Below are 25208 nucleotides of genomic sequence, written 5' to 3' on the forward strand. Positions count from 1 at the left end.
GATCTGTTGGACGATTAAGGCTGTGCGAACCTAGGCGAGAAGATGCAGGCAAATTTACATACAATTTCTGTTCCCCAGTCTAGCCTCAGCCAAGCGGTTGCGGCTAATCGACCTATCACGCCTGCTGTCCCCGCCGTCGATAATGCATTAGCGTCACCACAGCCCAATCATGACAAGGCAACCCCAACTCAGCAGAGTCAAGGTTTACCCGAAGCCTTAAGCTCAGATGAGTTAGCCATGCTGCAACTCAAGCGGGATGCAAAGCTTGAATACGATAACAACACTCGCACTCAGCAAGGGGCCATCGCCAGTTATTTAAACACTCAACATGCGGCCAAGCGTGATGAAATCCAACAAATGGTGGGTATCGATCTTTATGCCTGATCTTGCCGGTCCCACTTCAGCACTGCCTAGCCGTACTCGTTTTATCTTAGAATTAATCGCCGCCTTCGTTATCACCCGTCTGCCTTTTATTAATGTGCCCTTCAAATGGCTTGAGAGCTATTTTCATGAGCTTTCTCATGGCGTTGGTGCAATATTAACGGGTGGAGCGGTAAGTCATATTCAGTTGTTTCCTAATGGCGCAGGACTCTGCTTCACTCAAGGAGGCAGCTCAGTCGTGACGGCATTTGCGGGCTACTTTGGCGCGGCGCTGTGGGGCTGGTTAATTTTTTCTTTGCCAAAATCCAACAACAAAGCCAGGGCAAGCCTAGTGTTGCTGGGCCTTTGTGTGCTTATGTCTTTAGTGCTGTGGGCCAGAGACTTGCTCACTATTGTTATTCTTTTCAGTTTGTTAGTTTTATTTCTATCGCCACTTAAACTGCCCAACTGGGCCGGTTTACAGTCCTTGCTACGCATGTTAGGTTTGATGGTTATTCTCAATGCCATGGCAAGTCCCATGGTGTTATTTGGCTTAAGCGGTCAAGGGGATGCGGTTAAACTTGCCGAGCTTACTTGGATCCCAGCAGGGTTATGGGTCTTGGTTTGGCTCGCTTCCAGTGCAACAATTTTATGGTTTTGTTGGTCTAGTGTAAGTCGCCATAATCAAAAACAGCGGTAAAAAATGTAAACGGCATCTTATGTTTAGGCTATCTTGGTTATATTTTGGGTATTGTATTTAAGGACAAATAATGAATATTACAACGAACAAATTAACACTGGCTGCAATGGGTGTGTTTATGGGGTTAGTGAGTACAGCCAGTATGGCTCATGGTGATGGCCATCAAACAGCCACCACACAGGGGGTAAGCGTAAACACTGAGCTCACAACTGCCGTTAATAGCAGTATCAGGAAAAAAGACAATACCTTACGGGATCAATATCGTCATCCTGCAGAAACCTTAGCGTTTTTTGATGTTAAACCGACAGATACAGTCATCGAACTCTGGCCTGGTGCCGGTTGGTATACGGAAATTCTAGCCCCTTACTTGGCGGCAAAAGGTCATTATATTGCTGCAGGATTTGAGACTGAGCCTAAGGAAGACACCCCAGGCAATAATTACCGCGCTAAGGCGGGTAAAGCCTATCAAGCTTGGTTAAATGATAATAAAGCTCAGCTTGGGCCTGTTCACAATGTTGTGTTAGATCCCCCTTCGAGTTTAACCTTGGGCGCTCCTGGGTCTGCCGATGTGGTGCTTACCTTTAGAAATCTTCATAACTGGGCTATGCAAGATCAGTTAGAAGGGGTGTTTGATGCGGCATTCAAGGTGCTTAAGTCCGGTGGCACCTTAGGGGTGGTTGAACACAGAGCCAATCCTGGCATGAAAGCCGAGTCGGGTTATATGGATCAAGCCGCTATGGTGGCCTTGGCAAAGAAAGTGGGCTTTACCTTAACGGATAGCTCGGAAATCAATGCTAATCCAAGGGATACCAAGGATTATCCCAAAGGGGTATGGACCTTACCGCCACGCTTAGCCTTAGATGCACAAGACAAAGACAAATATTTGGCCATAGGTGAGAGTGACCGCATGACGCTTAAATTTACTAAAGTGGCGCCTTAACATACAACTGCGGTCAAGGGGATCATGCTTTTCCTTGGCCGCAACACTTCGCAACTCTCCACTGTCGTGTCTTGAGCACTGGCTCAGTCTTTCTTAACTAAATTATATAGCTATTAGCTTTATTAACTTAGCTAAATTTACCTATGGGTTCGATAATGCCAACACCCTTATTGTCTGCGCCGTTAACATCAGTCCCGTTAACCCTAAGTCTTGAACATATCAGTCTGAGCGCCAAGCGCTACGGCGTGGCAGATAAGCCCATTATACTGGCGCTGCATGGCTGGCTTGATAATGCCGACAGCTTTGCACCATTAGCCGCCGCTATGGCTGAAAATGGTTTGTTGGATGCGTTTCAATTGTTGGCTATCGATTGGCCGGGCCACGGTTTATCTGAACATAGAAAAGGCGCATATCCGCTGCATTGGATAGATTATATATTTGATTTAGATGTGCTTATCGAACATCTGCAGCAAGATAATAATAGCCAAGAAATCATTCTGCTTGGGCACTCTTTAGGGGGCATCATCGCCTCAGCTTACAACGCCAGTTTCCCCGACAAGGTGTCCCAGTTGATCTTGATTGAAGCTTTGGCGCCCCTGTTTGAGTCTGTGGACAAATCCAAACTCAGGCTACAAAAAAGCATAGAGCAACATAAAAAGTTTAACCTTAAGCGTGAAAAACCACCTGTTTATTATCCAAGCCTTGAACTCCTCAGCCAAGCGAGACACAAACTCACTGGACTTGGGCTAAATTGGTGTGAGTTATTGATGGCCCGCAATACTGAGCTTACCCTCAAGGGGTATCGATGGCGCAGCGATCCACGGCTTAAATTGGACTCAGCCTATCGTTTTACCTTCGAGCAAGTTGATGCCTTGATGACCTACACTCAGACACCTTGCCTAGTGGTGCTCGGGGAGAATGGCTTTGAACAGCTCAAGCAGCAAATGTTGACCATAGACAAGTGGTTTGAAAACACCAGTCAGGTATTACTTGAAGGTGACCATCATCTGCATATGGGGAATGCCACTGGGGTTGCGGCGAAAATCAGTGATTTTATCCATGGATTAAATCGCTAGAGTTTTTTCTCTATTTATGTGATTATGGGCCCAAATTTAAACGGCCGTATGATTAACGCCGTGAAGCAGATTACAAATAATAACAAGATTGCGTCAGCCTAATAACGACCTAAAATAGCATTATCCTTGGCGCAGAATATCCACTCATTTTACGTTCGCTGACAGACTATCTTGTCAGGGGCGGTGACAATTAGGAGAGACAAGTGATTAAGCCTTGGATTAATAACTTGCCAGCAGAGGTTCCAGCGGAAATTGACCCTGAGCAATTTTCGTCATTAGTAACCATGTTCGAAGCCGCAGTGGCTAAATACGCCGATCAGCCTGCGTTTATCAATATGGGTGCGACTATCACCTACCGCAAACTTGAAGAGCGCAGCCGCGCTTTTGCCGCTTATTTGCAAAATGAATTAAAGTTAGAGAAGGGCGATCGCGTCGCCTTGATGATGCCTAATTTATTGCAATACCCCATCGCCTTGTTTGGCGTGCTTCGCGCTGGCATGGTGGTGGTGAACGTTAACCCCTTGTATACCCCGAGAGAGTTAAAACACCAGCTGGTGGACTCAGGCGCTAAAGCCATAGTGGTGGTATCAAACTTTGCTAAGACCTTGGAAGAAGTGGTTAATGAAACCCCGGTCGAGTCTGTGATCGTTACTCGTCTAGGGGATCAGCTCAGCGCGCCAAAACGCACTTTAGTGAACTTTGTGGTTAAATACATCAAGAAGTTAGTGCCTAAGTATGATTTACCCCATGCACTGTCTTTTAGAGATTCATTAACTCAAGGCCGCAGACTGCAATACATCAAGCCTGAGATAAATAGTGAAGACTTGGCCTTTTTGCAGTACACAGGCGGGACGACTGGGGTGTCTAAAGGCGCCATGCTGACGCACAAAAATGTGGTGAGCAATGTGCTGCAAGCCAATGGGGCTTATTCGCCTGCATTGAACGATGGCACAGAATTCGTTGTTACAGCATTGCCCTTGTATCATATCTTTGCGCTAACAGTTAACTGTTTGTTATTTATGCATAAAGGTAGCCAGAATCTATTAATTACCAACCCAAGAGACATTCCGGCATTCGTGGGCGAGTTAAAGAAATACCCCTTTACCGCGTTAACTGGGGTGAACACCTTATTTAATGCGCTGGTGAATAACACAGACTTTACCAGTTTAGATTTTTCACGGCTTAAGCTGTCAATTGGCGGCGGCATGGCGGTACAAAAAGCGGTTGCCGATAAATGGCAATCGATCACCAAAACCCGTTTATTGGAAGGTTATGGTCTAACTGAAGCCTCTCCCTTGCTGACATGCTGTCCGTATAACTTAAGCGGATACAACGGCTCTATTGGTTTCCCTGCGCCTTCGACCTTAATTCAAATTCGTGATGAAGACGGTAATGCATTGGCTCAAGGCGAGCGCGGCGAGCTGTTTGCAAAAGGCCCTCAGGTGATGCAAGGTTATTGGCAGCGCCCTGAAGAAACCGCTAAAGTCATAGACAGCGATGGCTGGTTATCTACGGGTGACATAGGTTACATGGATGAAAAAGGCTTCTTTTATATTGTCGATCGTAAAAAAGACATGATCTTAGTCTCAGGCTTTAATGTGTTCCCCAATGAAGTGGAAGATGTGGTTGCCTTACACCCTAAGGTAATTGAAGTGGCCGCAGTCGGTGTGCCCAATGATGCTAGCGGCGAATTAGTGAAGATTTTTGTGGTGGCTAAAGATAAGTCATTAACAGAAGATGAGTTAATTAAGCATTGCCGTCACCATTTAACGGGCTATAAGGTACCTAAACTGGTAGAATTCAGAGACGAATTACCAAAAACCAATGTGGGTAAAATTTTACGCCGTCAGCTCAGAGATGAAGCGAAAACAGCATAAAATAACAGCCGGCACTTGCCGGCTTTTTTAATGGACAAGAAGATCACCACGACGTTACCCACACAGTCAGCGTTTTACAGCCAGAATTTTATGCGGAGAGTATTTTGTTAGCTTTCGAATATATCAGTGATGATGCCAGCCTTCGGGCACTTGTTGAGCAGTATCAATCCAGCCCTCTATTAGTGTTAGATACAGAATTTGTGCGTACTCGTACCTATTACGCTAGGCTAGGCTTGATCCAAGCCTTCGATGGCAAGACCTTAGCCTTAATCGATCCGGTGGCTATTGAAGATTTATCGCCGTTCTGGCAATTGTTAACCGCACCTCATATCACTAAGTTAGTGCATTCTTGCAGCGAAGATTTAGAAGTCTTTGCTCATTACGGTCATTGCCAACCCGCGCCGCTGTTTGACAGTCAAATCGCCGCAAGTTTAGCGGGATTAGGTCATGGGTTAGGTTATGCTAAGTTGGTGCAAGAGTGCTTAAGTGTCGAGATAGACAAAGGCGAGTCACGTACCGATTGGATGAAGCGTCCACTGACTGATGCGCAGCTGCAATATGCCGCTAATGACGTATTCTATTTATATAAACTCTATCCTTTATTGCTTGAAAAGCTTAACGCCAATGGCAGAGTCGAGTGGCTGCTTGAAGAAGGCCAGCGTATGACACAAGACAGATTATCTCTGCCAGATGGTGAAAGCGCTTATATCAAGGTGAAGAATGCCTTCCAGTTGTTGCCAGAACAATTAGCTTACTTGAAAGTACTTGGGAAATGGCGGTTAGAGAAAGCCTTAGCGAAAGATTTAGCCTTAGGCTTTGTGGTGAAAGACCATGCGTTAATTGCCTTAGCCAAGAAGCAGCCCAGTAGTGTTGCTGAGCTTAATCGCATGACAGAGCTGACCGAGCAAGAAAAACGTATTCACGGCCGCGATCTTATTCGTGTTTTGACGACGGCAGATCTTGATAATTTACCTGAACAGCTCGATGTCATCGCATTGAAACCTGGCTATAAGTCGACCTTTAAAGAGATTAAAAACACCATTACCAGCTTGTGTGAACAGGCGGATATCCCAGTGGAGTTTTTAGGCTCTAAGCGCCTAATTCATGAGCTTTTGCTGTGGTTGTGGCATGGTAAAACGACATCAATGCCATTATTGCTGACAGGTTGGCGCGGGGCTATCGTGGCTGATGCGCTAGCAGAGGTTAGTTTCTCGCAATAAAATGCAGGCAAGTCAAATAGATACACTTAAGGCCCATATTATTGGGCCTTAAGTGTATTTGAGCGATTACTTAGTGTCTGGCAAAGTGACATTGAGCTCTAAAACAGACAGATTGTCATCGTTTTGATCTAGCTGCACAGACACTTGGTCTTCCGATATCTGTACATATTTACGGATCACTTCGATGATTTCTTGCTTCATTTTAGGCAAATATTCAGGTGCGCCGCCGCCTCGTCCGCTTCGCTGATGCGCCACAATAATCTGTAGGCGCTCCTTGGCTAGGCTCGCAGTGTTAGGTTTTTTTGTACTTCTGAAATAATCGAGTAATGACATAATTAGCTACCAAATATCCTTTTAAGAAACCCTTTTTTCTCCTCAGAAACGAATCTGAAGGCCACCTCTTCGCCGAGTAATCGTGCCACGGTATCGCTGTAAGCAAGGCCTGCATCACTTTCTTGATCTATGATGACAGGTACGCCAGAGTTTGATGCCTTAAGCACGGCTTGTGACTCAGGAATAACACCTAAAAGGTTGATTGCAAGAATGTCATTGACATCTTCAACGCTGAGCATTTCACCGGTTTTTACTCGGGCAGGGGAATAACGGGTTAACAATAAGTATTCTTTAATGGGTTCAAGACTCATTTCGGCGCGGCGAGAACGGCTTTGCAGCATGCCTAAAATGCGGTCAGAATCTCGAACCGAACTGACTTCAGGGTTAGTGGTCACAATCGCAATATCGGCGAAATAAAGTGCCATCATAGCGCCTTGCTCAATACCAGCGGGAGAGTCACAGACGATAAAGTCAAAATCTTTGCTTAAGTCATCTAATACGCGGCCGACGCCTTCTTTGGTTAAGGCATCTTTATCGCGGGTTTGTGAAGCCGGTAAAATAAAGAGTTTATCGCAACGCTTGTCTTTGATTAACGCTTGATTTAGGTTTGCTTCACCATTGATGACATTGACAAAGTCATACACCACTCGGCGCTCACAACCCATGATTAAATCAAGGTTTCTTAAGCCAATATCGAAATCGATAACCACGGTTTTATGACCTTTAAGGGCTAAACCTGTCGCGATCGCTGCACTCGATGTTGTTTTACCCACACCGCCTTTACCTGAAGTGACAACAATAATCTGTGCCATGTTTATCTCTATCCTTCTAGTTGCCATTATTATTGAGGCAATGTTTCGACCATTAACGACTCACCATCACGACGGATGCAAGCACGCTTATCTAAACTGTGTTGTTGTAAATGTTCCGCTAACCAATACTGGCCTGAAATAGACACGAGTTCTGCTTCGAGAGAATTGGCGATTATCACGCTATTGTGATCCCCAGCAGCACCTGCCATGGCTTTCCCTCTAAGGGCGCCATAAATATGGATACTGCCGTCGGCGATAACTTCTGCGCCATTACCCACGGCACCAAAAATAACCAAGTCAGCATTTTTGGCGTATATTTGTTGTCCAGAGCGCACATTTTGTTTAACGACTTTGGTTTCTCTTTGGGGCAGTGGCGCAGTGGTTGCTTGCTTGCCGGATTTAATCACAGCAAGGCCTAAGGCGCGTGCTTGTTCTATTAATTCTGGGCTTGCCTCTGTGATACCGACAATAATAAGTTGCCTGTCCATAAGCAAGGTTTTTAATGCGCTAAGATCGAGACAGTGTTTCTCAACGGCTTTGAGATTAATCACTAAGGGGGCGCCGATAAAAAATTGCGGCGCTTGAGACAGTTTTTGATCCAGTTCTGCAGCTAATGCAATCAGATCATGATTTTTAATATGAAGTACTGACAGAGTAAAAGAAGTGGCCTTTAACTCGAGACTTTGTTTGCTCATCTCGGTACTTATTCCCTAAAAATTGTGCAGTTCAAAACTGAATTAGAATTATTTTATTAATTGACCATGTTATAGTGTGCAATCTTGAGTAGCAAGGTTGAACCTTGGGAAATTTATCTTAAAATGATTTGTACAGTCTATAAAAGTCGCCGAAAGCTAGATACCTACCTATTCGTCGAAAAACGCGATGATTTCAGTTCAGTGCCTGAAGCATTAATGACAATGTTTGGCCCACCTCAGTTGGTGATGTTGGTGCCATTATCGAAACGAACCAGTTTGGCCATGGCAGATATTGAAAAAGTAAGAAGTGAGCTTAAAGACAAAGGCTACTATTTACAATTGCCACCGCCAAAAGCCAATTTACTTGAAGAACACAAATTAAGCTTAGGGATAGATAAGTACGCGCCATAGAAATAGTCATGTGAGCTAGCTTAATTTGCGTTGATTGAAAATGTGAGATCAGGATGATTTATGTTTTGCAAATCAGTAGTTGTATTTTGTGTATACCTAACCTGCTGTAACCTTGTTTCAGCGCAGGAGAGCGGGGCGACTTTCTCTGATTATCTATCAGGGCTTAAGCGTGTCGCATTGGAAGCTAACATCTCGCCTATGACCGTGGCGCAGCACTTTCCTAAAATCAAGCCTTTCAAGCGTGCTCAAGGTCATAATAGTGTCTTCGAAAACACTAATCTAGAGCAATACATCCCAAAGAAAGTGCCTGATATTCTCGTCAGTACTGGGCGCATTTTTTATCAAGCCAACGAAAAAGCTTTTGATCATATTGCTACTAAATATGGGGTGCAACCGCGCTTTCTTATTGCCCTATGGGGCTTGAGCTCCGACTTTGGTGAACGCCAAGGGCGTTATCCTGTGCTATCTGTGTTGGCCTCATCGGCTTTTGAAGCGAGTCTAAGCGGGCAAGTGGATCATTATGGTGAATTATTCTATATTGATGAATTTATTGCAGCTCTTAAAATTTTAGAACGCTATCCCTATCGCTTTGAAGATCTCACCAGTAGCCAGCAGGGCACCATGGGTCATATGCAAATAAGACCAAGCCAGTTTTTAGCCTATGCTAAAGATGGCAGTGGTGATGGTCATATCGATATTTGGCATGATATTAGCGATGCTATGACAACCACAGCCAATATGCTACAAGACATAGGCTGGCAATCTGACTCAACTTGGGGCCGACAAATTAGGGCTACTAAAGCACTTAGTGCAGACAATATCAGTCTTGCAGTGCAAAAAACCTTCTCTGAATGGCAACAATTAGGCATAAGGCGCTTCGAAGGCGGTGATTTGCCCAATCGTGACGATATGCGGGTGTCCTTGCTCGCTCCCGATGGCACAGATGGCCGCATGTATCTGATTTATTTTAATTATCGGGCTCTTAAACGGGTCAATCAAGATGATAAATACTTATTGGCTGCGACCTATTTGTCTGAAAGAATTAAATAATATGATAAAAGTCGTGTATTATGCGCCGACTTTTTCTTTATTGTAGGCGTGACAGCGAGTATGGCTTTTTGGACAGAGAAAACCTTGGCAGAAATGACCCCAACAGAATGGGAATCTTTATGTGATGGCTGCGGCAAATGCTGTTTAAATAAGCTTATCGATGATGAGACAGAAGAACTCTACTACACCAATGCCAGTTGCCATTTACTCAATCTAGAAACTTGCAGCTGCAAGCGTTACCCTGAACGTTTTGAATACGTGCCTGAATGCACTGCCATTACCGTGGAAAACATTGCTTCTTTGACTTGGTTGCCTGATAGCTGTGCCTATCGCAGGTTATACTTAGGTCGGACCTTACCCAGTTGGCATCCCTTGCTGACAGGTTCTAAAGATGCCATGCACAAGGCTGGCATTTCAGTAAAAGACAAAATCATCAGTGAAATTAAAGTGCGTAACATTGAAGAACACATCGTACTTTGGCCATTAAAAGACATAGATTAAACAACCATCCTTGGCCGTTCAGGCGTCATCAGCCTCTGGTTATTAACGGTATGGCCTGTTAACTGTATGGATTAGTGGGTTTCTTGTACAGTAATCCAGGGTAGATGAATAGCAAAAACGCGATTGAATACCCAACGAAGGCGATTAAGGTCCATTGAGTCATACTCAGTGACATCATGGTCCAAGGAATGTCACTGCACATGCCTGTTGGCATGAAAATGGAAGGCATCCAGGCATCCAGCGGCATCCAAGTCGGAAATTCTGGATAGAATGAACAGGTAGAGAAAGGCGAGGGATTAGCCTGCATTTGATAAAGCTCAAAGGATAATTTCGCCCCCCATGCACTGCTGACTCCCCAGAGTGACATGCCCAAAAACCGCACTATCCAAAATCTCGGTGCTATGCTGCCAACCAGTCCCGCTAAGATAAGTCCTAACACAGCGACACGAATGTAAATACACATGACGCAGGGGTCTAGTAGCATCACATATTGAAAATACAGTGCAGAGGCTTCAAGGCCTAATGCACTGAACATTAATATCAACCATGCACTTCTTTGCTGGCTAAACGTCACTAATTTAGACAAGATTAACTCCTAATGATCTTTATCACTGAATACGAGAAAAATCAAAGAAACACCCTCAATAGAGGGTGTTTCTTTGATTGAAGGACAACGAAAGCGGATTAATGTCCGACCACGCTTTCAGTCAATTCTTTGGCTGAATGATGCATGATGATGTTGTTATCATAAAAATACTGCGTCATTTCCACCAAGAAGCCTGACTCGATAGTCACTATGCCGACAATCGACAAAACTAGGGTGTAAGGCAGTGCCATGATAACCATTCGACCATAAGACAGGCGAATGAGTGGGGCTAAAGCTGAGGTCAATAGGAACAAGAAGGCGGCTTGGCCATTGGGCGTGGCAACTGATGGTAAGTTGGTGCCCGTATTGATAGCCACAGCTAATAAGTCGAATTGATCTCGGGTAATTTGACCACTAAGCAAAGCACTTTTCACTTCATTAATGTAAACGGTACCGACAAAGACGTTGTCACTGACCATAGACAATACCCCGTTAGCGATGAAAAAGACCACGAGCTGTGCATTGCCCTCGAAGGTTAGCGCCCATTGAATGACAGGGGCAAATAGTCTTTGATCTATGATAACGCCGACGATCGCAAAAAATACTGCAAGTAACGCAGTGAAAGGCAGTGCTTCTTCGAAGGCTTTACCCAAAGAATGTTCATCGGTAATGCCGTTAAAGGCTGTGGTTAAAATAATGACGGATAAACCAATTAAACCCACAGAAGCTAAGTGTAATGCGAGTCCTGCAACTAACCAGACACCCACCAAGGCTTGAATAATTAACTTCACTTTATCGCGGTCACTACGATGCGTATCTTCATAGGCATCGTAATCGCTTAATATTTTATGGACGTTTTCTGGTAGTTGTACGCCATAGGTGAACCATTTTAATTTCTCGACTACCACACAGGTCAATAAGCCAGACAAAAGCACAGGTATGGTCACAGGTGACATTCGGATAAAGAATTCACCGAATTGCCAATGGGCTTGGGCTGCAATGATTAAGTTCTGTGGTTCACCTACCATGGTACAAACACCGCCAAGGGCGGTACCGACACCGGCATGCATTAGCAGGTTACGCAGAAAGCCACGAAAGGATTCTAAATCATCGGCGTTGAGTTGATCATGGGACTCAGAGGTATGGTCGTGATCTGAACTAAAGTCTTTGCCGGATGCCACCTTATGATAAATCGAGTAGAAACCTATGCCTACAGCGATAATGACCGCGATGACAGTCAATGCATCGAGGAATGCTGATAAGAAGGCCGCTGCGACGCAAAACAGTAATGATAAATAGGTTTTAGAGCGTACCTTAGTGATCATCTTAGTAAACACAAAAAGGAGTAGCTGCTTCATGAAGTAGATGCCTGCCACCATAAAGATAAGCAGTAATAACACTTCTAAATTGGCTTGGATTTCATGCAATACCTGAGATGGGGAGGTCATGCCGATAGCCACAGCTTGAATGGCTAGCAAACCACCGGGTTGTAACGGGTAACATTTAAGTGCCATGGCTAAGGTGAAAATAAATTCTAGGACCAATACCCAACCAGCGACGAAGGGGTTAATGAAGAAAAATATTAATGGGTTAATGACTAGAAATGACAAAATAGCGAGTTTGTACCATTTGGGAGAATTTCCTAAAAAGTTAACAAATAACGCATCAATTTTGTTCGCAGGCATAGACGCCTCTCCAATTGGTTGAAAGTGATATTCATGAGTACCTACATAGGGCACCCTAATTTTAAGCCGTTTAACATTTGCCTTGCCAATTTACTCTGTTTAAATGCAGAGCAAGGGCGATAAGAACACCCAGATGTTGCAATATTGTTGTATTAGCATCTAAGTTAGGGCTAAAAAGCCATTACCTTAGAAAATATACGCTAAAAGCTTTTCATTCAAGTTGTTACTCTCACAAATTGGCATTTAAACTCTGGGCGAACCAGTCTAGCTTAATCCCCAAATCATTGTAACGCATGAATTTGTGATCAGCTTCCTAAAAGCTGAAAAATTAACAGAAATTTTACCTTTAGCTCAAGTCATTGGCCAAAATTAGGCTATCTGCTGTGAATATGGGGCTGAGTTTAATATCAATGGTTTCCATTTTGGGTGGCTCTGGTATGATCAGTCACATTAAATCGCAATGGGATGTTTAGGCTGATGATTATCAATGCCAAAGGACCTGCAAGTTTTGCAGAGAAATATATTGTGCGTTCTATTTGGGATAATAAGTTCCCACCAGGGTCTATTTTACCCGCTGAACGGGAACTTTCTGAGCTTATCGGGGTAACTCGCACCACGTTACGTGAAGTATTGCAGCGCCTTGCGAGGGATGGTTGGCTGAAGATCCAACACGGTAAACCGACTCAGGTGAATAACTTCTGGGAAACCTCTGGGCTGAATATTCTTGAGACTATCGCCGATTTAAATCCGGAAGGTTTTCCTGTCTTGGTTGATCAATTGTTATCTGCAAGAACCAATGTCAGCGCAATTTATTTCCGTGGTGCCTTAAGAAATAATCCTGATCAAGCCGTAGACGTGCTTGCCGGTATTCACCAACTTGAAAACACCGCAGAAGCCTTTGCTGAGTTTGACTACCAATTACATCATAGACTGGCATTTTCTTCTGGCAACCCACTTTATGTATTGATATTGAATGGTTTTAAAGGCTTGTATAGCCGAGTGGGTCGTTACTATTTTTCCAGCAGCGATGCCAGAGCCTTAGCACTGAATTTTTATGTGGAATTAGAAAAGCTTGCCCTAGCTAAGAACTACATTGATGTGCCAGCAGTGATGCGCAGCTATGGTATCAATAGCGGTAAAATGTGGCAAAGACTGCGAGATGATATGCCCGCAGACATCGCCCAAGATAAAAGCTAATCGCGTCATATCGTCATAAATAATGCCCTAATTAGGGCATTATTTATTTGCAGTCATCTAAACCCACCATCAGCCACTATTTATGACGACATTAGTCGGCGCCATCGGTCACGCATGTACCCAGCACTGTGACTTCCCCTTGTTCATCAACTTGCTCCAGTGACACATCAAAACCCCATAGACGATGAAGGTGTTTTAGCACTTCGTCTAGACTACCGTCTAATGGGATGTGGTTACTTGGGATATGTCTTAAGGTTAATGAGCGATCGCCATTCACTTTGACGTTTTGCACTTGAATATTAGGTTCTAAATTTGACAGATTATATTGCTGAGACAGCTGAAAGCGTATGTCTTTATAGCCTTGTTCATCGTGAATGGCTGAAATTGACATCTGGCTGCGTTTTTCATCATCTAGAATACTGAAGAATTTAAAATCACGAATGATTTTAGGGGAGAGATATTGGCTAATAAAGCTTTCGTCCTTAAAATTTTTCATGGCGAAATGCAGTGTGGTTAACCAGTCACTGCCGGCAATGTCGGGAAACCAAATTTTATCTTCATCGGTAGGATGTTCACAAATACGGCGAATATCCACAAACATGCTAAACCCAAGAGCATAAGGGTTGATGCCGGAATAATATTTACTGTTGTAGCTAGGTTGTGCCACTACGCCTGTGTGGCTTTGAAGGAACTCCAACATAAATCTGTCTGTGACTAGGCCATCGTCATAGAGGTGATTGAGGATAGTATAATGCCAGAAAGTCGCCCAACCTTCGTTCATGACTTGGGTTTGTTTTTGCGGATAAAAATACTGTGCCATCTTTCGCACTATTCTGACAATTTCTCGCTGCCAAGGCTCTAATAATGGCGCCTTTTTCTCAATAAAATAGAGTATATTCTCCTGAGGTTCGGCTGGGAAGTTGGGTTTGTTGCTGTGGCTTGCCTCAGACTGAGTCGTCGGTACGGTACGCCATAGATCATTGACCTGACTTTGCAGGTAGGCTTCTCTATCTTGCTGGCGATCTTGCTCTTCTTTTAAAGAGATTTTGCTGGGGCGCTTATACCTATCGACGCCATAATTCATTAATGCATGGCAAGAATCTAAAGTTAATTCAACTTGTTCTATGCCATATTTAAGCTCACATTCACGGATATAGTTTTTGGAAAATACCAAATAATCTATGATGGAGCTGGCTTCTGTCCAGGATTCGAATAAGTAGTTGTTTTTAAAGAAACTATTGTGACCAAAGCAGGCGTGAGCAATCACCAATGCCTGCATGGTAATGGTATTCTCCTCCATTAAATAGGCAATACAAGGATCAGAGTTAATCACAATTTCATAGGCTAAGCCCATTTGACCGCGGCGATAGCCTTGTTCGGTTTCAATAAACTTTTTGCCAAATGACCAATGGGTGTAACCTATGGGCATGCCAATACCCGCATACGCATCCATCATTTGTTCGGCAGTGATGATTTCGATTTGATTTGGATAGCTGGTTATTTTATAAATGCCTGCCACTCGCTCGATTTCAGTAAGATAGGCTTGCAGCAAATCAAAGGTCCATTCGGGTCCATCATCAAGTGGTTTTGTGCGTCGTTTGGCCATAATGTTCCCCTATACTGCTTGCTTTCTAAATAGCTCTCTAAAGACGGGGTAAATATCTCCTGCGTCTTTGATGTGCTGCACAGCAATGTTGTCGAAGCTTTGTTGTAGTTTTTCGTATTCATTCCACAATGTTTGATGCGATCTATGGGTTATTTCTATGTAACTGAAATAGCGCACAAGCGGCAATATTTTATTGGTCAGCAAGTCGCGACAATAGGGGGAGTCATCGGCCCAGTTGTCACCGTCTGAGGCTTGTGCGGCGTAGATATTCCATTCGTTCGCGGGGTACCTGTCTTGCTGTATTTCATGCATTAATTTCAAGGCGCTAGATACAATGGTACCGCCGGTTTCTTGAGAGTAGAAAAATTCATGTTCATCGACTTCCTTGGCTTGAGTGTGATGGCGGATATAGACAACCTCCAGATTTTTGTAGGTGCGGGTTAAAAATAAGTACAGCAAGATATAAAATCGCTTAGCCATGTCCTTAGTGGCTTGATCCATGGAGCCTGAGACGTCCATCAAGCAAAACATCACAGCTTGGCTAGAGGGCTTTTCACGTTTGGCGAAATTATTAAAGCGCAGATCAAAGGTATCAATAAAAGGCACTTTGGCTATTTGCTTTTTCAGTTCGCTGATTTTCTCTTTTAACTCCAGAATGGCTTCGGCTTTGGCGCCGGGGGTATTCTCAAGCAGTTCAAGTTCTGCCTCATAAACCGCTAATTGTTTTTTCTTACCCGCCGACATGGCGATGCGTCTTGCAAGGGATGATCGCAGTGAACGCACGATATTGATGTTGGCAGGAACCCCATCGTTGGTGAAGCCCGCGCGGTAAATCTGATATTCCACTAATTTATTTAAGCGGTTTTTTTGTAAGTTGGGCAATTCTAGATCTTCAAATAACAGTTCTAAATACTCATCCTTTGAAATTTGAAATACAAAATCATCATCACCCTCTCCAGAATCACTCGCCTCACCTTGACCTGATCCACCTTCACCGCCTTTTTGACGATCAATTTTATCGCCGCGGTTGAATCTATCGTTGCCAGGATGCACACGCTCACGTACGCCTCCCTTTCCTTGGCGAAACATGGGCTCACTGATGTCCTTGGTAGGAATGCTGACCTTTTCACCTTTGTCTATGTCAGTCACACTGCGACGAGTCACAGCATCGCTGACGGCTTGTTTGATTTGTTTTTTATATCGCTCGATAAAACGCTGCCGATTGACAGTGCTTTTGCCTTTTGCATTCAAGCGTCTATCAATAAAATTTGCCATAGGCACCTTCCAAGTCGAGAGGATGGTGCGGCGCAAGCACCGCACCTTGGTCAGTGGGGCTTAAGAGGATTTTCGCACCCTTAAATACCACTCGGACAATAATCTGACTTGTTTTTTGGTGTAACCTTTATCCATCATGCGATTGACAAAATCGTCGTGTTTCTTCTGATCATCGGTAGAGGTTTTGGCATTAAAGGAGATGACAGGTAATAAATCCTCGGTATTGGAGAACATTTTCTTTTCAATCACTACACGCAGTTTTTCATAACTGGTCCACAATGGATTATTACCATCATTATTGGCCCGAGCACGCAGTACAAAGTTCACTATCTCGTTACGGAAATCCTTAGGGTTACTTATCCCTGCGGGCTTCTCGATTTTTTCAAGCTCAGCGTTTAGGGCGGCACGGTCAAACAATTGTCCTGTTTCAGGATCGCGATACTCTTGATCTTGGATCCAAAAATCAGCGTAGGTTACATAGCGGTCAAAGATATTCTGACCGTATTCAGAGTAAGACTCTAAATACGCGGTTTGAATTTCTTTGCCGATAAATTCTACGTATTTAGGGATGAGGTAGCCTTTTAAAAACTCAAGATAACGCTCACTCACATCGGCGGGGAATTGTTCCTGTTCGATTTGCTTTTCCAATACATAGAATAAGTGCACTGGGTTAGCGGCAATTTCCACATGATCGAAGTTAAACACCCGAGAGAGTATTTTAAAGGCGAAACGGGTCGACAGACCTTGCATGCCTTCATCGACCCCCGCATAGTCGCGGTATTCTTGATAGGATTTGGCTTTTGGATCTGTGTCTTTTAAGCTTTGACCGTTATAGACACGCATTTTTGAGTAAATCGATGAATTATCTGGGTTTTTAAGCCTAGATAACACGCTAAATTGGGCCAATGTTTCTAAGGTGCCAGGGGCACAAGGGGCTTTTGATAGCTCTGAATTGATTAACAATTTTTGATAGATAGCCATTTCTTCAGACACCCTTAAGCAATAGGGCACCTTGACGATATACACTCGGTCAAGAAAGGCTTCATTATTTTTATTATTTCTAAATGTGGTCCACTCAGATTCGTTAGAGTGAGCCAAAATAATGCCATTATAGGGCAGGGCTGACAGACCCTCAGTGCCGTTATAATTACCTTCTTGGGTTGCGGTAAGCAGTGGGTGCAGTACCTTAATGGGGGCTTTAAACATCTCCACAAACTCCATTAACCCTTGGTTTGCACGGCACAAAGCGCCTGAATAAGCATAAGCATCGGCATCATCCTGAGAGAAATGCTCCAGCTGACGTATATCCACTTTACCGACTAAGGCAGAAATATCCTGATTATTTTCATCTCCTGGTTCAGTTTTGGCGATTGCGAGTTGATCTAATACAGAGGGGAAGACTTTCACCACCCTGAATTTACTGATATCACCGCCAAACTCATGCAGACGTTTCACCGCCCAAGGGGACATAATGGTTTTAATGTATCGGGTGGGTATGGCATATTCATCGCGAAGTAACTTGCCATCTTCTTCCACATCGAATAGGCAAAATGGGTGGTCATTCACTGGGCTTCTCACTCCGTTGGCACACAGAATGTACACAGGAATTTTCTGCATTAAGGCTTTAAGCTTTTCAGCCAGTGATGATTTACCGCCACCCACAGGACCCAGCAGGTATAAGATTTGCTTCGATTCTTCAAGCCCTTGAGCCGAATGCTTGAGATAGGCAACAATTTGTTCAATGGCATCCTCCATGCCATAAAAATCTTTAAATGCAGGGTATTGGGAGATAAGTCGGTTGGAGAAGATCCGGCTTAAAATTGGCTTCTTGGACGTATCTATGACTTCTGCTTCACCAATGGCCATTAATAGCCGCTCGGCAGAGGTGACGTAAGCGCTTCTATCTTGCTTACAGATGTCGAGAAACTGCTCTAACGTGTATTCTTCGTCGAGCTTTTTCTCATATCTTTGTTGGTAGTGCTCGAAAATACTCATAAAACCCCCTAACACCGAACGCTAATAAGTCAATTTATACACCTTGCATTGACAGGTTAAGCAAGGGGGATAAATCTTCATTTACCTAGGGAAAGTTTAGGACAGCTTTAGGGGATGCGCGAAATAGTTTTAATAAAAATAGAATAAAAACAATAACAAATAGTTGCAAACGCAATAGTTGCAAAACTCAACATGCAAACATTAGCAGAGGAAATGGTTATTTAGCGGCAAAAAAAAGGAGCCAACTTGGGCTCCTTGATGGTATGAGCTAGGCTCATATTATGCGATTAGGCTCATGCTGCGAAGTTTGCGTTCACAAATTCCCAGTTTACCAATTGCCAGAAATGGGCAAGGTATTCAGGGCGAGCGTTACGGTAATCAACATAATAAGCATGTTCCCACACGTCAACTGTCATCAACGGAGTCACAGACTCGTCAGTTAGCGGCGTAGCAGCGTTGCTGGTGTTAACAATAGCTAAAGAACCATCGGCTTTCTTCACTAGCCATGTCCAAGCGCTGCCGAAGTTATTGATGGCAGAGTCAGTGAACTTAGCTTGGAATTCTTCGAAAGAACCAAAAGAAGCTGTGATAGCCGCTGCGATAGCGCCAGTTGCTGGGCCACCTGCGTTAGGGGCTAGGCAGTTCCAGTAGAAGGTGTGGTTCCACACTTGTGCAGCGTTGTTGAACATGCCGCCTGATGAAGTTTTAACGACTTCTTCAAGAGTTTTGTTAGCAAATTCAGTACCTTCAACTAGGCCGTTAAGCTTAACAACATAAGTGTTGTGGTGTTTTCCATAGTGAAACTCAATCGTTTCTTGTGAAATGTGTGGTTCGAGTGCGTTCTTTGCATAGGGTAATGCTGGTAATTCGAAAGCCATTAGTATTTCTCCATAAACTTAGGTTATCGTTATAATCAATCACGACTTGATGCGTTTGCTCACTGGCGATATTGTACTGATAAATTTTGTGATGTGCATCATTGTTTCACTAAATATCATACGCTTGGTCAATATCTACAAAAACCCTACAAACTCAGGGTTTTTGTTCTGCCCCCAGCTGGCGTACAATATAGGCAATCTCATCCTAATTAGGAACCCAAATGGAAACCGTAGAAAAGATTAAGCAGCAAATCTCTGAAAACCCAATCATAGTCTATATGAAAGGCTCTCCTAAGCTTCCAAGCTGTGGCTTTTCATCGCAAGTGGCTCAAGTCATGATTAACTGTGGTGAGCAGTTTGCTTTCGTTGATATTTTACAACACCCAGATATTCGTGCCGAATTGCCTAAATATGCTAACTGGCCAACATTCCCACAACTTTGGATTGAAGGCGAGTTGATTGGCGGTTGTGACATTATCACTGACATGTTCCAAAAAGGTGAACTTCAGCCAATGATTAAAGCAACGGCTGATAAATTTCGCACCGAAGCCGAGTAGAGTCGCTGAACTGAGCAACAAGCCGAGCGCGAGTTGCTAACAAAACGCCCAATGCATTGATGCCTTGGGCGTTTTTAGTTTAAAGCAATGAAGTATGACTTTAGGTTGCGACTGTTTTCACTTTGGGCAGCACTAGGTTCATTACAATGGCCACTATGCCGCATAGGCTTATGCCAGTTAGGCTAAACTCACCAATACCAAATGCCATGCCGCCAATGCCGAATACTAAGGTCACGCCAACTATGCTCAAGTTTCTTGGCTCGGCTAAGTCCACTTGATTGCGAATTAAGGTATTTAACCCCACCGCCGCGATAGAGCCAAACAGCAGACACATGATGCCGCCCATGACAGGCACTGGGATAGTTTGCATTAAGGCCCCCAGTTTACCCACAAAAGCGAGAACAATGGCTATTACTGCCGTCCAGGTCATGATTTTTGGGTCAAAAATTTTGGTGAGTGTGATGGCCCCAGTGACTTCACTGTAGGTGGTATTAGGTGGCCCGCCTAAGGCAGAGGCCGCAATAGTGGCGATACCGTCACCGGCTAAAGTACGATGAAGCCCAGGTTTCTTGATAAAATCTTTACCTGTCACATTGGAAATGGCCAAAATATCACCTATGTGTTCAACGGCAGGCGCGATGGCGACAGGGATCATAAAGGCAATGGCTTGCCAGTGGAATTCAGGGGCCACAAAATTGGGAATGGCAAGCCAAGCTGCATGAGTCACAGGGCTAAAATCCACTATACCGTAACTTAAACTGGCGGCATAACCCACTAGAATTCCAGCCAGTATTGGCATTAGCTTTAGTATGCCCTTTGAAAATACGGCCACGATAATGGTGCTCGATAATGCCAGCAATGAAATGATCAAGGCAGTAGATTGAGCCACAATTTCAATGCTGCCATCCCCTGAGCGGCCCAATGCCATATTCACCGCTACGGGTGCAAGTCCTAGACCTATGATGATGATCACAGGCCCTACAACGACGGGAGGCAGTAAGGTATTAATAAAGCCGCTACCACGGACTTTCACCATCAAGCCTAATAACAAGTAAACCACACCTGCGGCCATTAAGCCCCCCATGGTGGCGGGGATCCCCCAGGTTTGCACTCCGTAGAGAATTGGGGCGATAAACGCAAAGGATGAGGCTAAAAAAATAGGCACTTGCCGTTTTGTCACCCATTGAAATAGCAGGGTACCAAGACCTGCGGTAAACAGGGCAACACTGGTGTCTAACCCTGTGAGCAAAGGCATGAGTACGAGGGCACCAAATGCAACAAACAGCATTTGTGCACCTTGAAGTGGGATTAACAGGCGATTCATGATGTTCTCCAGTAAGTCGAGCTTACTTTTATGATTTTAATTAGTTTCTAATTTGTAGGGTTTCTCGGATTGAATTTGATGACCCTAAGGTCATGGATATCAATATTCCAGAGAATTTTATTATGTTACACTCAGTGCACTTATTTTTAATGCGTTTATCCGATCAAATGTTGAAAAAAATGCCAATGAAACCATTAATTACTCAATTATTTGCCCTGAGCCTGTTGCTATTCACCTCGTTAAGCCAAGGCGTCGAGATTTCCAAGCTAGATGAAGCTGAGGTGGTGGTGGCATCCCGTGCCAATGATGTCAAAGCAAAAGCCTTAGGGCAGGCCCTGGCATCTGTATTTCTTAAAAATTCGGGTACGCCAAGCGTGCTAGCGCATCCCCTAGTGAAAATGCAGCTTAAACAGCCCGATGTATTACTGGTTCAGTATGGCTACACTGAGGTTAACGGCGAATTAATTCTCACGGCAAGCTTTGATCATCAAAGAATTATCAATACCTTAAGACAAGCAGATTTACCCGTCTGGGGTAGCCAACGTCCTTTGACCTTGTTCTGGTTAGCGCTAGATGAAGGGGGCGATAAAGTGCTATTGGCTGATTCATCAGTATCTGAACTGCGTCAAGAACTGGAGCTTTCATCACGCAACAATGGCATACCCGTGTTGTTACCTGTGTTGGATTTAGATGATTTGATGGCGGTAAACGTGACCGATGTTCGCGGCATGTTTGTTGAGCCTGTGTCAAAAGCATCGAACCGTTATCAGGCAGATTATTTCACTTTGGTCGATTTCGATAAGCAAGGTTCTCACATTAATTTTACCCTTGCCTTGTACGATAAAACCCGTACCAATGGCGTCTTGATGCCATTATTGCGACATCAAGGTCAAGCTGCGGATTATCAGCAAGCGGCTAAAGATGTGATGGAGAAGTTAGCCAACTACTTTGTTAGCCAATATGCGATAGCAGCAACAGGTGAAGGTAATGAAACTGAAGTCACCTTTATGGGCCTCGGCAAAATGACTCAAACTGTGGCCTTAGAAAGTTATTTACGCCAATTGAGTGCGGTCAAAAATATTAAAGTAAGCCAGATAAAAGGTGACAGCATTCGCTATCAGGTTGAACTATTTGGCACAGTGGAAGATCTGCAGCGGTTATTGAATTTAGACCCTCGCCTGAATGCCATAGACAGTCAAGGGGGCGTCGATGCTTATTATGCGCCGCAAAGCACATCGGCCCAAGAATTACTCTATCAGTGGCGCGGTTAGTTATGTGCAGTATGAGTCTATGTTAGACTCACACTGCGAGTTTGATTTAATTTTGAGAGCATTGAGTGACCCAAAACTCACCGAGACAGTTATCTTTACCCGTCTATTTACCTGACGATGAAACTTTTCAGAGTTATTACCCGGCCTCGGGTAATGATGAACTGATCCAAAAGTTGCAAGCCAGTGCGCAAGGGGGATTAAGTTCTTCCTTGTATATTTACGGACCGGTAAAGTCCGGCCGCACGCATCTGATGCACGCCGCCTGTGCGTTAGCGAACGATAAAGACAGGCGTACCTTGTATATTCCCCTCGGGATCCACGCCAGTATTTCACCGGCGTTATTCGAAGGCTTAGAATCCCTTGAGCTTATCTGTATCGATGATATTGATGCCATCGCAGGTCACCCCATTTGGGAAGAGGCGATATTTCATCTCTATAATCGCATTGCTGAGCACAAAGATTGTCATTTGATTGTCAGTGGTAAAGCCTCGCCAACGGAAGCGGGTTTTTTATTACCTGACTTAGTGTCACGGATGCAGTGGGGGTTAATTTATCAACTCCAACCTATGGCAGATGATGAGAAGTTACTGGCATTGCAGCGCCGTGCTGCCATGCGGGGGTTACAGCTTTCAGATGAGGTAGGGCGCTTTTTATTGACTCGAATGGCACGAGACCTGCGTACCTTATTTGATGTGCTCGATAAGCTAGATAAAGCCTCAATGGTGCATCAGCGTAAGCTGACCATACCCTTTATTAAAGAAATGCTTAGGTTGTAGTTAGTCCAACCACCTATGACAACAATAAGGCCAGCATTTGCTGGCCTTATTGTTATTCGTTGTATTTCTTATTGGGCTTTACCGTGGTGATCGCCGCTGAGCTGAAGCGGCATGTTATTCACCCTTTCAGTTAATGGCTGTTGAGCGTCAGCACTTGTTTTAGCTGCCTTGGCATTTGCAGGGCTGGGATTGCTTAGACTCAAGTTTGCAGCCCAGCTCTGGCCAACTGTCATCTGCTGCACCGGGGGGAGGGCAGCAAGTACAGTCTGGCTATTGAGCTCTGGCATCATATTATCTAAAACATAACTGACTCGACTTTTTATGCTTGGATCTGCGATACGGCCCCGTTGTCCAAAGGCTACTACTATGGTGTCTGCGCTGGCATTGGCTGGCTTGTCTGTCACAGCCACATCACGCCTTATGCCCAAACGATAGCTCATCATGGCTTCTTCAAATAACATGGCGGCATCTTCTCGGGTTGAAGTATAGGCATAATAATCGTTGGCCTTGTCTGGAGCGAAGAAACTTGCCACATCGCTTGATTGATAGCTTTTATCTAGGCTGGTAGCCGTGTCGCCCTTAAAACTTACCTTTGCCAAGGCATACATCTGTTGGCTTAATAGCGGAAAGTTTGCACTTAATTGGTCTGAAATCAACGCCTTGGCATTATTTCTACGGCTAAAATCGTCCAGTAGGGTTGGGCCTTGAATATTACTATGTACGCTGCGTGGGAAGAAGTCATTGGCATGGGCCAGTTCATGATATAACAGCGATGCTAGGCTCGGCGTCAGATCGGCAATCGTGCGAGGTTGGCGCTGAGTTTTAGCAAAGGATTGACTGGCGTATTGGTTATTTTTCACATAGCGCCAAGGCATTAAAAAGTTGAGTTCTTTACCAAAATCGCTGCGATAATCGGCGGCTTCATTAATGGTGTCTCGCTGAGCTGGGGTGAGCCAGAGGTTTTCAGGATCCAAATAGATGGCACCGGTCACTACCCAGTAGAAAGATGGCCTAATATCATAGCTGATGACGATAGCAGTGACAGACTGCAGCAATTTGGCAAAGTCGCTATTCATGTCCACTTGGGTTAAGAAAGCTTCAAAGTTCTTGCCCATCCAATCGTGAGACACCACCACTCTGTCCATGATGGCAGCGCGGCTGGCATTGGGACTCACCTGACCTATCAGTGGCAAGCGAGTCATTACGTTACAGGCATTGACCAACTGATTGGAATAGACGCAGCCCGTCAATATTTGACTGTAGCTTGACTGAGTATAACTGTGAGTTCGCGCAACAGGCGTGTCGAAATAGCTCGAGCTTATACTGCTCTCTTGGGTGGCAAGTAGGTATACGTCATCGGTTAAGCTTTCTCCGCCAAACTCACCACTGGCGATTAAATGAATGACTTCGTCTTGGTTGACGTTAGGCGCCGTAAAGAGGGGTTTTTCCTTGTCATCAAGATTAAGGCTGACAGTGGGGCCACTTGCCTGACACCAGCTAATATTGCCGATAGCCTGGTTGTTTTTGCGCCCAAGCCTTAGACTAATATCATTATTTTCAACCACTTGATGATCTAAGCGAACATTGAGTTGATTGCTCTGACTAGCATCCACATTAATTTGCACTGCTGCGCTGGCGAACTGTTGATTAGTACTTTGAACTTGGGTGGTTAGGGTAAACTCATAACTGCCCGCCTCAATGAGATCAAAGGCTAATAGGGGGCTGTTGACGCTGGCCAATGCAAGGGCTGGCCCCGCAGTTTGCTGCCAGCTAAAACGTAGCCCTGCAGTATTACGGTTAGTAAGCTTTGCCAGTATCATGGCCGATTGGCCGACTTGATAATGACTTTCAATCATGAAGCTTAAATCTGTCCCTGTGGTGACAGTTTGAAGCTGATTGCTCGCAGTGCAGCTACTGACTGGCGGCAGGGTCGTGGGCGGCGTGATAACAGGCGGGGCGACTGGGGCTGTTCCATCTGAACCGCCTCCACCACAAGCACTTAATAGTGTCATGCAGCAAAGGCTGCCGGCTAAAACCCGCTTATATTGTATATCCATATTCACCATCCCTATTTAAATAATCT

The 25208-nt window shown here is 44.5% G+C and carries 24 protein-coding genes; 13 read left to right on the forward strand and 11 right to left on the reverse strand.

What is annotated here, in order from left to right; all coding sequences use genetic code 11:
• Positions 1–42 precede the first annotated feature (42 nt).
• The 6 genes from SDEN_RS08455 to rnd all read left to right on the forward strand — a co-directional run bounded on the left by SDEN_RS08455 (position 43) and on the right by rnd (position 6173).
• Positions 43–384, forward strand: coding sequence for a hypothetical protein (locus SDEN_RS08455; RefSeq protein WP_011496063.1), 342 nt, complete (start codon positions 43–45; stop codon positions 382–384).
• Positions 377–1060 (forward strand): M50 family metallopeptidase, encoded by a 684-nt coding sequence (locus SDEN_RS08460; protein WP_011496064.1) that lies wholly within the window; start codon positions 377–379, stop codon positions 1058–1060. The genes SDEN_RS08455 and SDEN_RS08460 overlap by 8 nt, the downstream gene beginning before the upstream one ends.
• Before the next feature lie 70 nt (positions 1061–1130).
• Positions 1131–2000 carry a class I SAM-dependent methyltransferase gene (locus SDEN_RS08465; RefSeq protein ID WP_011496065.1) on the forward strand — a complete coding sequence of 290 codons (870 nt, stop codon included), beginning with the start codon at positions 1131–1133 and terminating at the stop codon, positions 1998–2000.
• A gap of 155 nt (positions 2001–2155) precedes the next feature.
• Positions 2156–3076: an alpha/beta hydrolase gene (locus SDEN_RS08470; protein WP_011496066.1), complete on the forward strand. Its 921-nt coding sequence runs from the start codon at positions 2156–2158 to the stop codon at positions 3074–3076.
• Positions 3077–3279: 203 nt separating this feature from the next.
• Positions 3280–4953: a long-chain-fatty-acid--CoA ligase FadD gene (fadD, locus tag SDEN_RS08475; protein WP_011496067.1), complete on the forward strand. Its 1674-nt coding sequence runs from the start codon at positions 3280–3282 to the stop codon at positions 4951–4953.
• A gap of 104 nt (positions 4954–5057) precedes the next feature.
• A complete protein-coding gene (gene rnd, locus SDEN_RS08480; protein WP_011496068.1) occupies positions 5058–6173 on the forward strand; it encodes a ribonuclease D in 1116 nt (371 codons plus the stop codon).
• Positions 6174–6239: 66 nt separating this feature from the next.
• On the opposite strand, the gene minE is transcribed toward rnd, so the two are convergent.
• Genes minE through minC form a run of 3 tightly spaced genes read right to left on the reverse strand, consistent with a single transcriptional unit; the run spans position 6240 to position 8013 of the window.
• Positions 6240–6506 (reverse strand): cell division topological specificity factor MinE, encoded by a 267-nt coding sequence (minE, locus tag SDEN_RS08485; protein ID WP_011496069.1) that lies wholly within the window; start codon positions 6504–6506, stop codon positions 6240–6242.
• Positions 6507–6508: 2 nt separating this feature from the next.
• A complete protein-coding gene (minD, locus tag SDEN_RS08490; RefSeq protein ID WP_011496070.1) occupies positions 6509–7318 on the reverse strand; it encodes a septum site-determining protein MinD in 810 nt (269 codons plus the stop codon).
• A 29-nt stretch (positions 7319–7347) separates the two neighbouring features.
• Positions 7348–8013: a septum site-determining protein MinC gene (gene minC, locus SDEN_RS08495; RefSeq protein ID WP_011496071.1), complete on the reverse strand. Its 666-nt coding sequence runs from the start codon at positions 8011–8013 to the stop codon at positions 7348–7350.
• 123 nt (positions 8014–8136) lie between these two features.
• Between minC and SDEN_RS08500 the strand changes: the two genes are divergently transcribed.
• From SDEN_RS08500 to SDEN_RS08510, 3 genes are read left to right on the forward strand one after another with little or no spacing between them, the layout of a single operon-like run.
• Positions 8137–8424 carry a YcgL domain-containing protein gene (locus SDEN_RS08500; RefSeq protein WP_011496072.1) on the forward strand — a complete coding sequence of 96 codons (288 nt, stop codon included), beginning with the start codon at positions 8137–8139 and terminating at the stop codon, positions 8422–8424.
• A gap of 60 nt (positions 8425–8484) precedes the next feature.
• A complete protein-coding gene (locus SDEN_RS08505) occupies positions 8485–9474 on the forward strand; it encodes a lytic murein transglycosylase (protein WP_011496073.1) in 990 nt (329 codons plus the stop codon).
• A gap of 60 nt (positions 9475–9534) precedes the next feature.
• Complete coding sequence (locus SDEN_RS08510; protein WP_011496074.1) at positions 9535–9975, forward strand: YcgN family cysteine cluster protein; 441 nt, start codon at positions 9535–9537, stop codon at positions 9973–9975.
• A gap of 58 nt (positions 9976–10033) precedes the next feature.
• On the opposite strand, the gene dsbB is transcribed toward SDEN_RS08510, so the two are convergent.
• Together dsbB and nhaB are read right to left on the reverse strand one after the other, a co-directional pair.
• Positions 10034–10561 (reverse strand): disulfide bond formation protein DsbB, encoded by a 528-nt coding sequence (gene dsbB / locus SDEN_RS08515; protein WP_011496075.1) that lies wholly within the window; start codon positions 10559–10561, stop codon positions 10034–10036.
• A 98-nt stretch (positions 10562–10659) separates the two neighbouring features.
• A complete protein-coding gene (gene nhaB, locus SDEN_RS08520) occupies positions 10660–12246 on the reverse strand; it encodes a sodium/proton antiporter NhaB (protein WP_011496076.1) in 1587 nt (528 codons plus the stop codon).
• A 477-nt stretch (positions 12247–12723) separates the two neighbouring features.
• On the opposite strand from nhaB, the gene fadR reads away from it, so the two are divergent.
• On the forward strand, positions 12724–13443 hold the full coding sequence (fadR, locus tag SDEN_RS08525; protein ID WP_011496077.1) for a fatty acid metabolism transcriptional regulator FadR: 720 nt from the start codon (positions 12724–12726) through the stop codon (positions 13441–13443).
• A 91-nt stretch (positions 13444–13534) separates the two neighbouring features.
• Here fadR and SDEN_RS08530 read toward each other — a convergent pair whose 3' ends face one another.
• From SDEN_RS08530 to sodB, 4 genes are all read right to left on the reverse strand, one after another.
• A complete protein-coding gene (locus tag SDEN_RS08530; protein WP_011496078.1) occupies positions 13535–15049 on the reverse strand; it encodes a SpoVR family protein in 1515 nt (504 codons plus the stop codon).
• A 9-nt stretch (positions 15050–15058) separates the two neighbouring features.
• The gene (locus SDEN_RS08535; RefSeq protein WP_011496079.1) at positions 15059–16324 is read right to left on the reverse strand and encodes a YeaH/YhbH family protein; all 1266 of its coding nucleotides are present in this window, start codon (positions 16322–16324) and stop codon (positions 15059–15061) included.
• 60 nt (positions 16325–16384) lie between these two features.
• The gene (locus SDEN_RS08540) at positions 16385–18319 is read right to left on the reverse strand and encodes a PrkA family serine protein kinase (protein ID WP_011496080.1); all 1935 of its coding nucleotides are present in this window, start codon (positions 18317–18319) and stop codon (positions 16385–16387) included.
• Between the two features lie 293 nt (positions 18320–18612).
• Positions 18613–19197 (reverse strand): superoxide dismutase [Fe], encoded by a 585-nt coding sequence (gene sodB / locus SDEN_RS08545; RefSeq protein WP_011496081.1) that lies wholly within the window; start codon positions 19195–19197, stop codon positions 18613–18615.
• A 221-nt stretch (positions 19198–19418) separates the two neighbouring features.
• On the opposite strand from sodB, the gene grxD reads away from it, so the two are divergent.
• The gene (grxD, locus tag SDEN_RS08550) at positions 19419–19754 is read left to right on the forward strand and encodes a Grx4 family monothiol glutaredoxin (RefSeq protein WP_011496082.1); all 336 of its coding nucleotides are present in this window, start codon (positions 19419–19421) and stop codon (positions 19752–19754) included.
• 100 nt (positions 19755–19854) lie between these two features.
• On the opposite strand, the gene SDEN_RS08555 is transcribed toward grxD, so the two are convergent.
• Positions 19855–21078 carry a uracil-xanthine permease family protein gene (locus tag SDEN_RS08555; RefSeq protein WP_011496083.1) on the reverse strand — a complete coding sequence of 408 codons (1224 nt, stop codon included), beginning with the start codon at positions 21076–21078 and terminating at the stop codon, positions 19855–19857.
• Between the two features lie 122 nt (positions 21079–21200).
• On the opposite strand from SDEN_RS08555, the gene SDEN_RS08560 reads away from it, so the two are divergent.
• Both SDEN_RS08560 and hda read left to right on the forward strand, forming a co-directional pair.
• Positions 21201–22349 (forward strand): DUF2066 domain-containing protein, encoded by a 1149-nt coding sequence (locus SDEN_RS08560; RefSeq protein ID WP_232279938.1) that lies wholly within the window; start codon positions 21201–21203, stop codon positions 22347–22349.
• Positions 22350–22414: 65 nt separating this feature from the next.
• Complete coding sequence (gene hda, locus SDEN_RS08565; RefSeq protein WP_011496085.1) at positions 22415–23125, forward strand: DnaA inactivator Hda; 711 nt, start codon at positions 22415–22417, stop codon at positions 23123–23125.
• 68 nt (positions 23126–23193) lie between these two features.
• Here hda and SDEN_RS08570 read toward each other — a convergent pair whose 3' ends face one another.
• Positions 23194–25182 carry a hypothetical protein gene (locus SDEN_RS08570; protein WP_011496086.1) on the reverse strand — a complete coding sequence of 663 codons (1989 nt, stop codon included), beginning with the start codon at positions 25180–25182 and terminating at the stop codon, positions 23194–23196.
• Between the last annotated feature and the right edge of the window lie 26 nt (positions 25183–25208).

It is taken from the genome of Shewanella denitrificans OS217, assembly GCF_000013765.1.
Classification (GTDB): Bacteria; Pseudomonadota; Gammaproteobacteria; order Enterobacterales; family Shewanellaceae; genus Shewanella; species Shewanella denitrificans.

Coding starts and splice junctions, on each gene's coding strand:
- SDEN_RS08455 (WP_011496063.1), top strand. CDS start 43: ATGCAGGCAAATTTACATACAATTTCTGTTCCCCAGTCTAGCCTCAGC.
- SDEN_RS08460 (WP_011496064.1), top strand. CDS start 377: ATGCCTGATCTTGCCGGTCCCACTTCAGCACTGCCTAGCCGTACTCGT.
- SDEN_RS08465 (WP_011496065.1), top strand. CDS start 1,131: ATGAATATTACAACGAACAAATTAACACTGGCTGCAATGGGTGTGTTT.
- SDEN_RS08470 (WP_011496066.1), top strand. CDS start 2,156: ATGCCAACACCCTTATTGTCTGCGCCGTTAACATCAGTCCCGTTAACC.
- minE (WP_011496069.1), bottom strand. CDS start 6,506: ATGTCATTACTCGATTATTTCAGAAGTACAAAAAAACCTAACACTGCG.
- minD (WP_011496070.1), bottom strand. CDS start 7,318: ATGGCACAGATTATTGTTGTCACTTCAGGTAAAGGCGGTGTGGGTAAA.
- minC (WP_011496071.1), bottom strand. CDS start 8,013: ATGAGCAAACAAAGTCTCGAGTTAAAGGCCACTTCTTTTACTCTGTCA.
- SDEN_RS08500 (WP_011496072.1), top strand. CDS start 8,137: ATGATTTGTACAGTCTATAAAAGTCGCCGAAAGCTAGATACCTACCTA.
- SDEN_RS08505 (WP_011496073.1), top strand. CDS start 8,485: ATGTTTTGCAAATCAGTAGTTGTATTTTGTGTATACCTAACCTGCTGT.
- SDEN_RS08510 (WP_011496074.1), top strand. CDS start 9,535: ATGGCTTTTTGGACAGAGAAAACCTTGGCAGAAATGACCCCAACAGAA.
- nhaB (WP_011496076.1), bottom strand. CDS start 12,246: ATGCCTGCGAACAAAATTGATGCGTTATTTGTTAACTTTTTAGGAAAT.
- fadR (WP_011496077.1), top strand. CDS start 12,724: ATGATTATCAATGCCAAAGGACCTGCAAGTTTTGCAGAGAAATATATT.
- SDEN_RS08530 (WP_011496078.1), bottom strand. CDS start 15,049: ATGGCCAAACGACGCACAAAACCACTTGATGATGGACCCGAATGGACC.
- SDEN_RS08535 (WP_011496079.1), bottom strand. CDS start 16,324: ATGGCAAATTTTATTGATAGACGCTTGAATGCAAAAGGCAAAAGCACT.
- SDEN_RS08540 (WP_011496080.1), bottom strand. CDS start 18,319: ATGAGTATTTTCGAGCACTACCAACAAAGATATGAGAAAAAGCTCGAC.
- sodB (WP_011496081.1), bottom strand. CDS start 19,197: ATGGCTTTCGAATTACCAGCATTACCCTATGCAAAGAACGCACTCGAA.
- grxD (WP_011496082.1), top strand. CDS start 19,419: ATGGAAACCGTAGAAAAGATTAAGCAGCAAATCTCTGAAAACCCAATC.
- SDEN_RS08555 (WP_011496083.1), bottom strand. CDS start 21,078: ATGAATCGCCTGTTAATCCCACTTCAAGGTGCACAAATGCTGTTTGTT.
- SDEN_RS08560 (WP_232279938.1), top strand. CDS start 21,201: ATGTTACACTCAGTGCACTTATTTTTAATGCGTTTATCCGATCAAATG.
- SDEN_RS08570 (WP_011496086.1), bottom strand. CDS start 25,182: ATGGATATACAATATAAGCGGGTTTTAGCCGGCAGCCTTTGCTGCATG.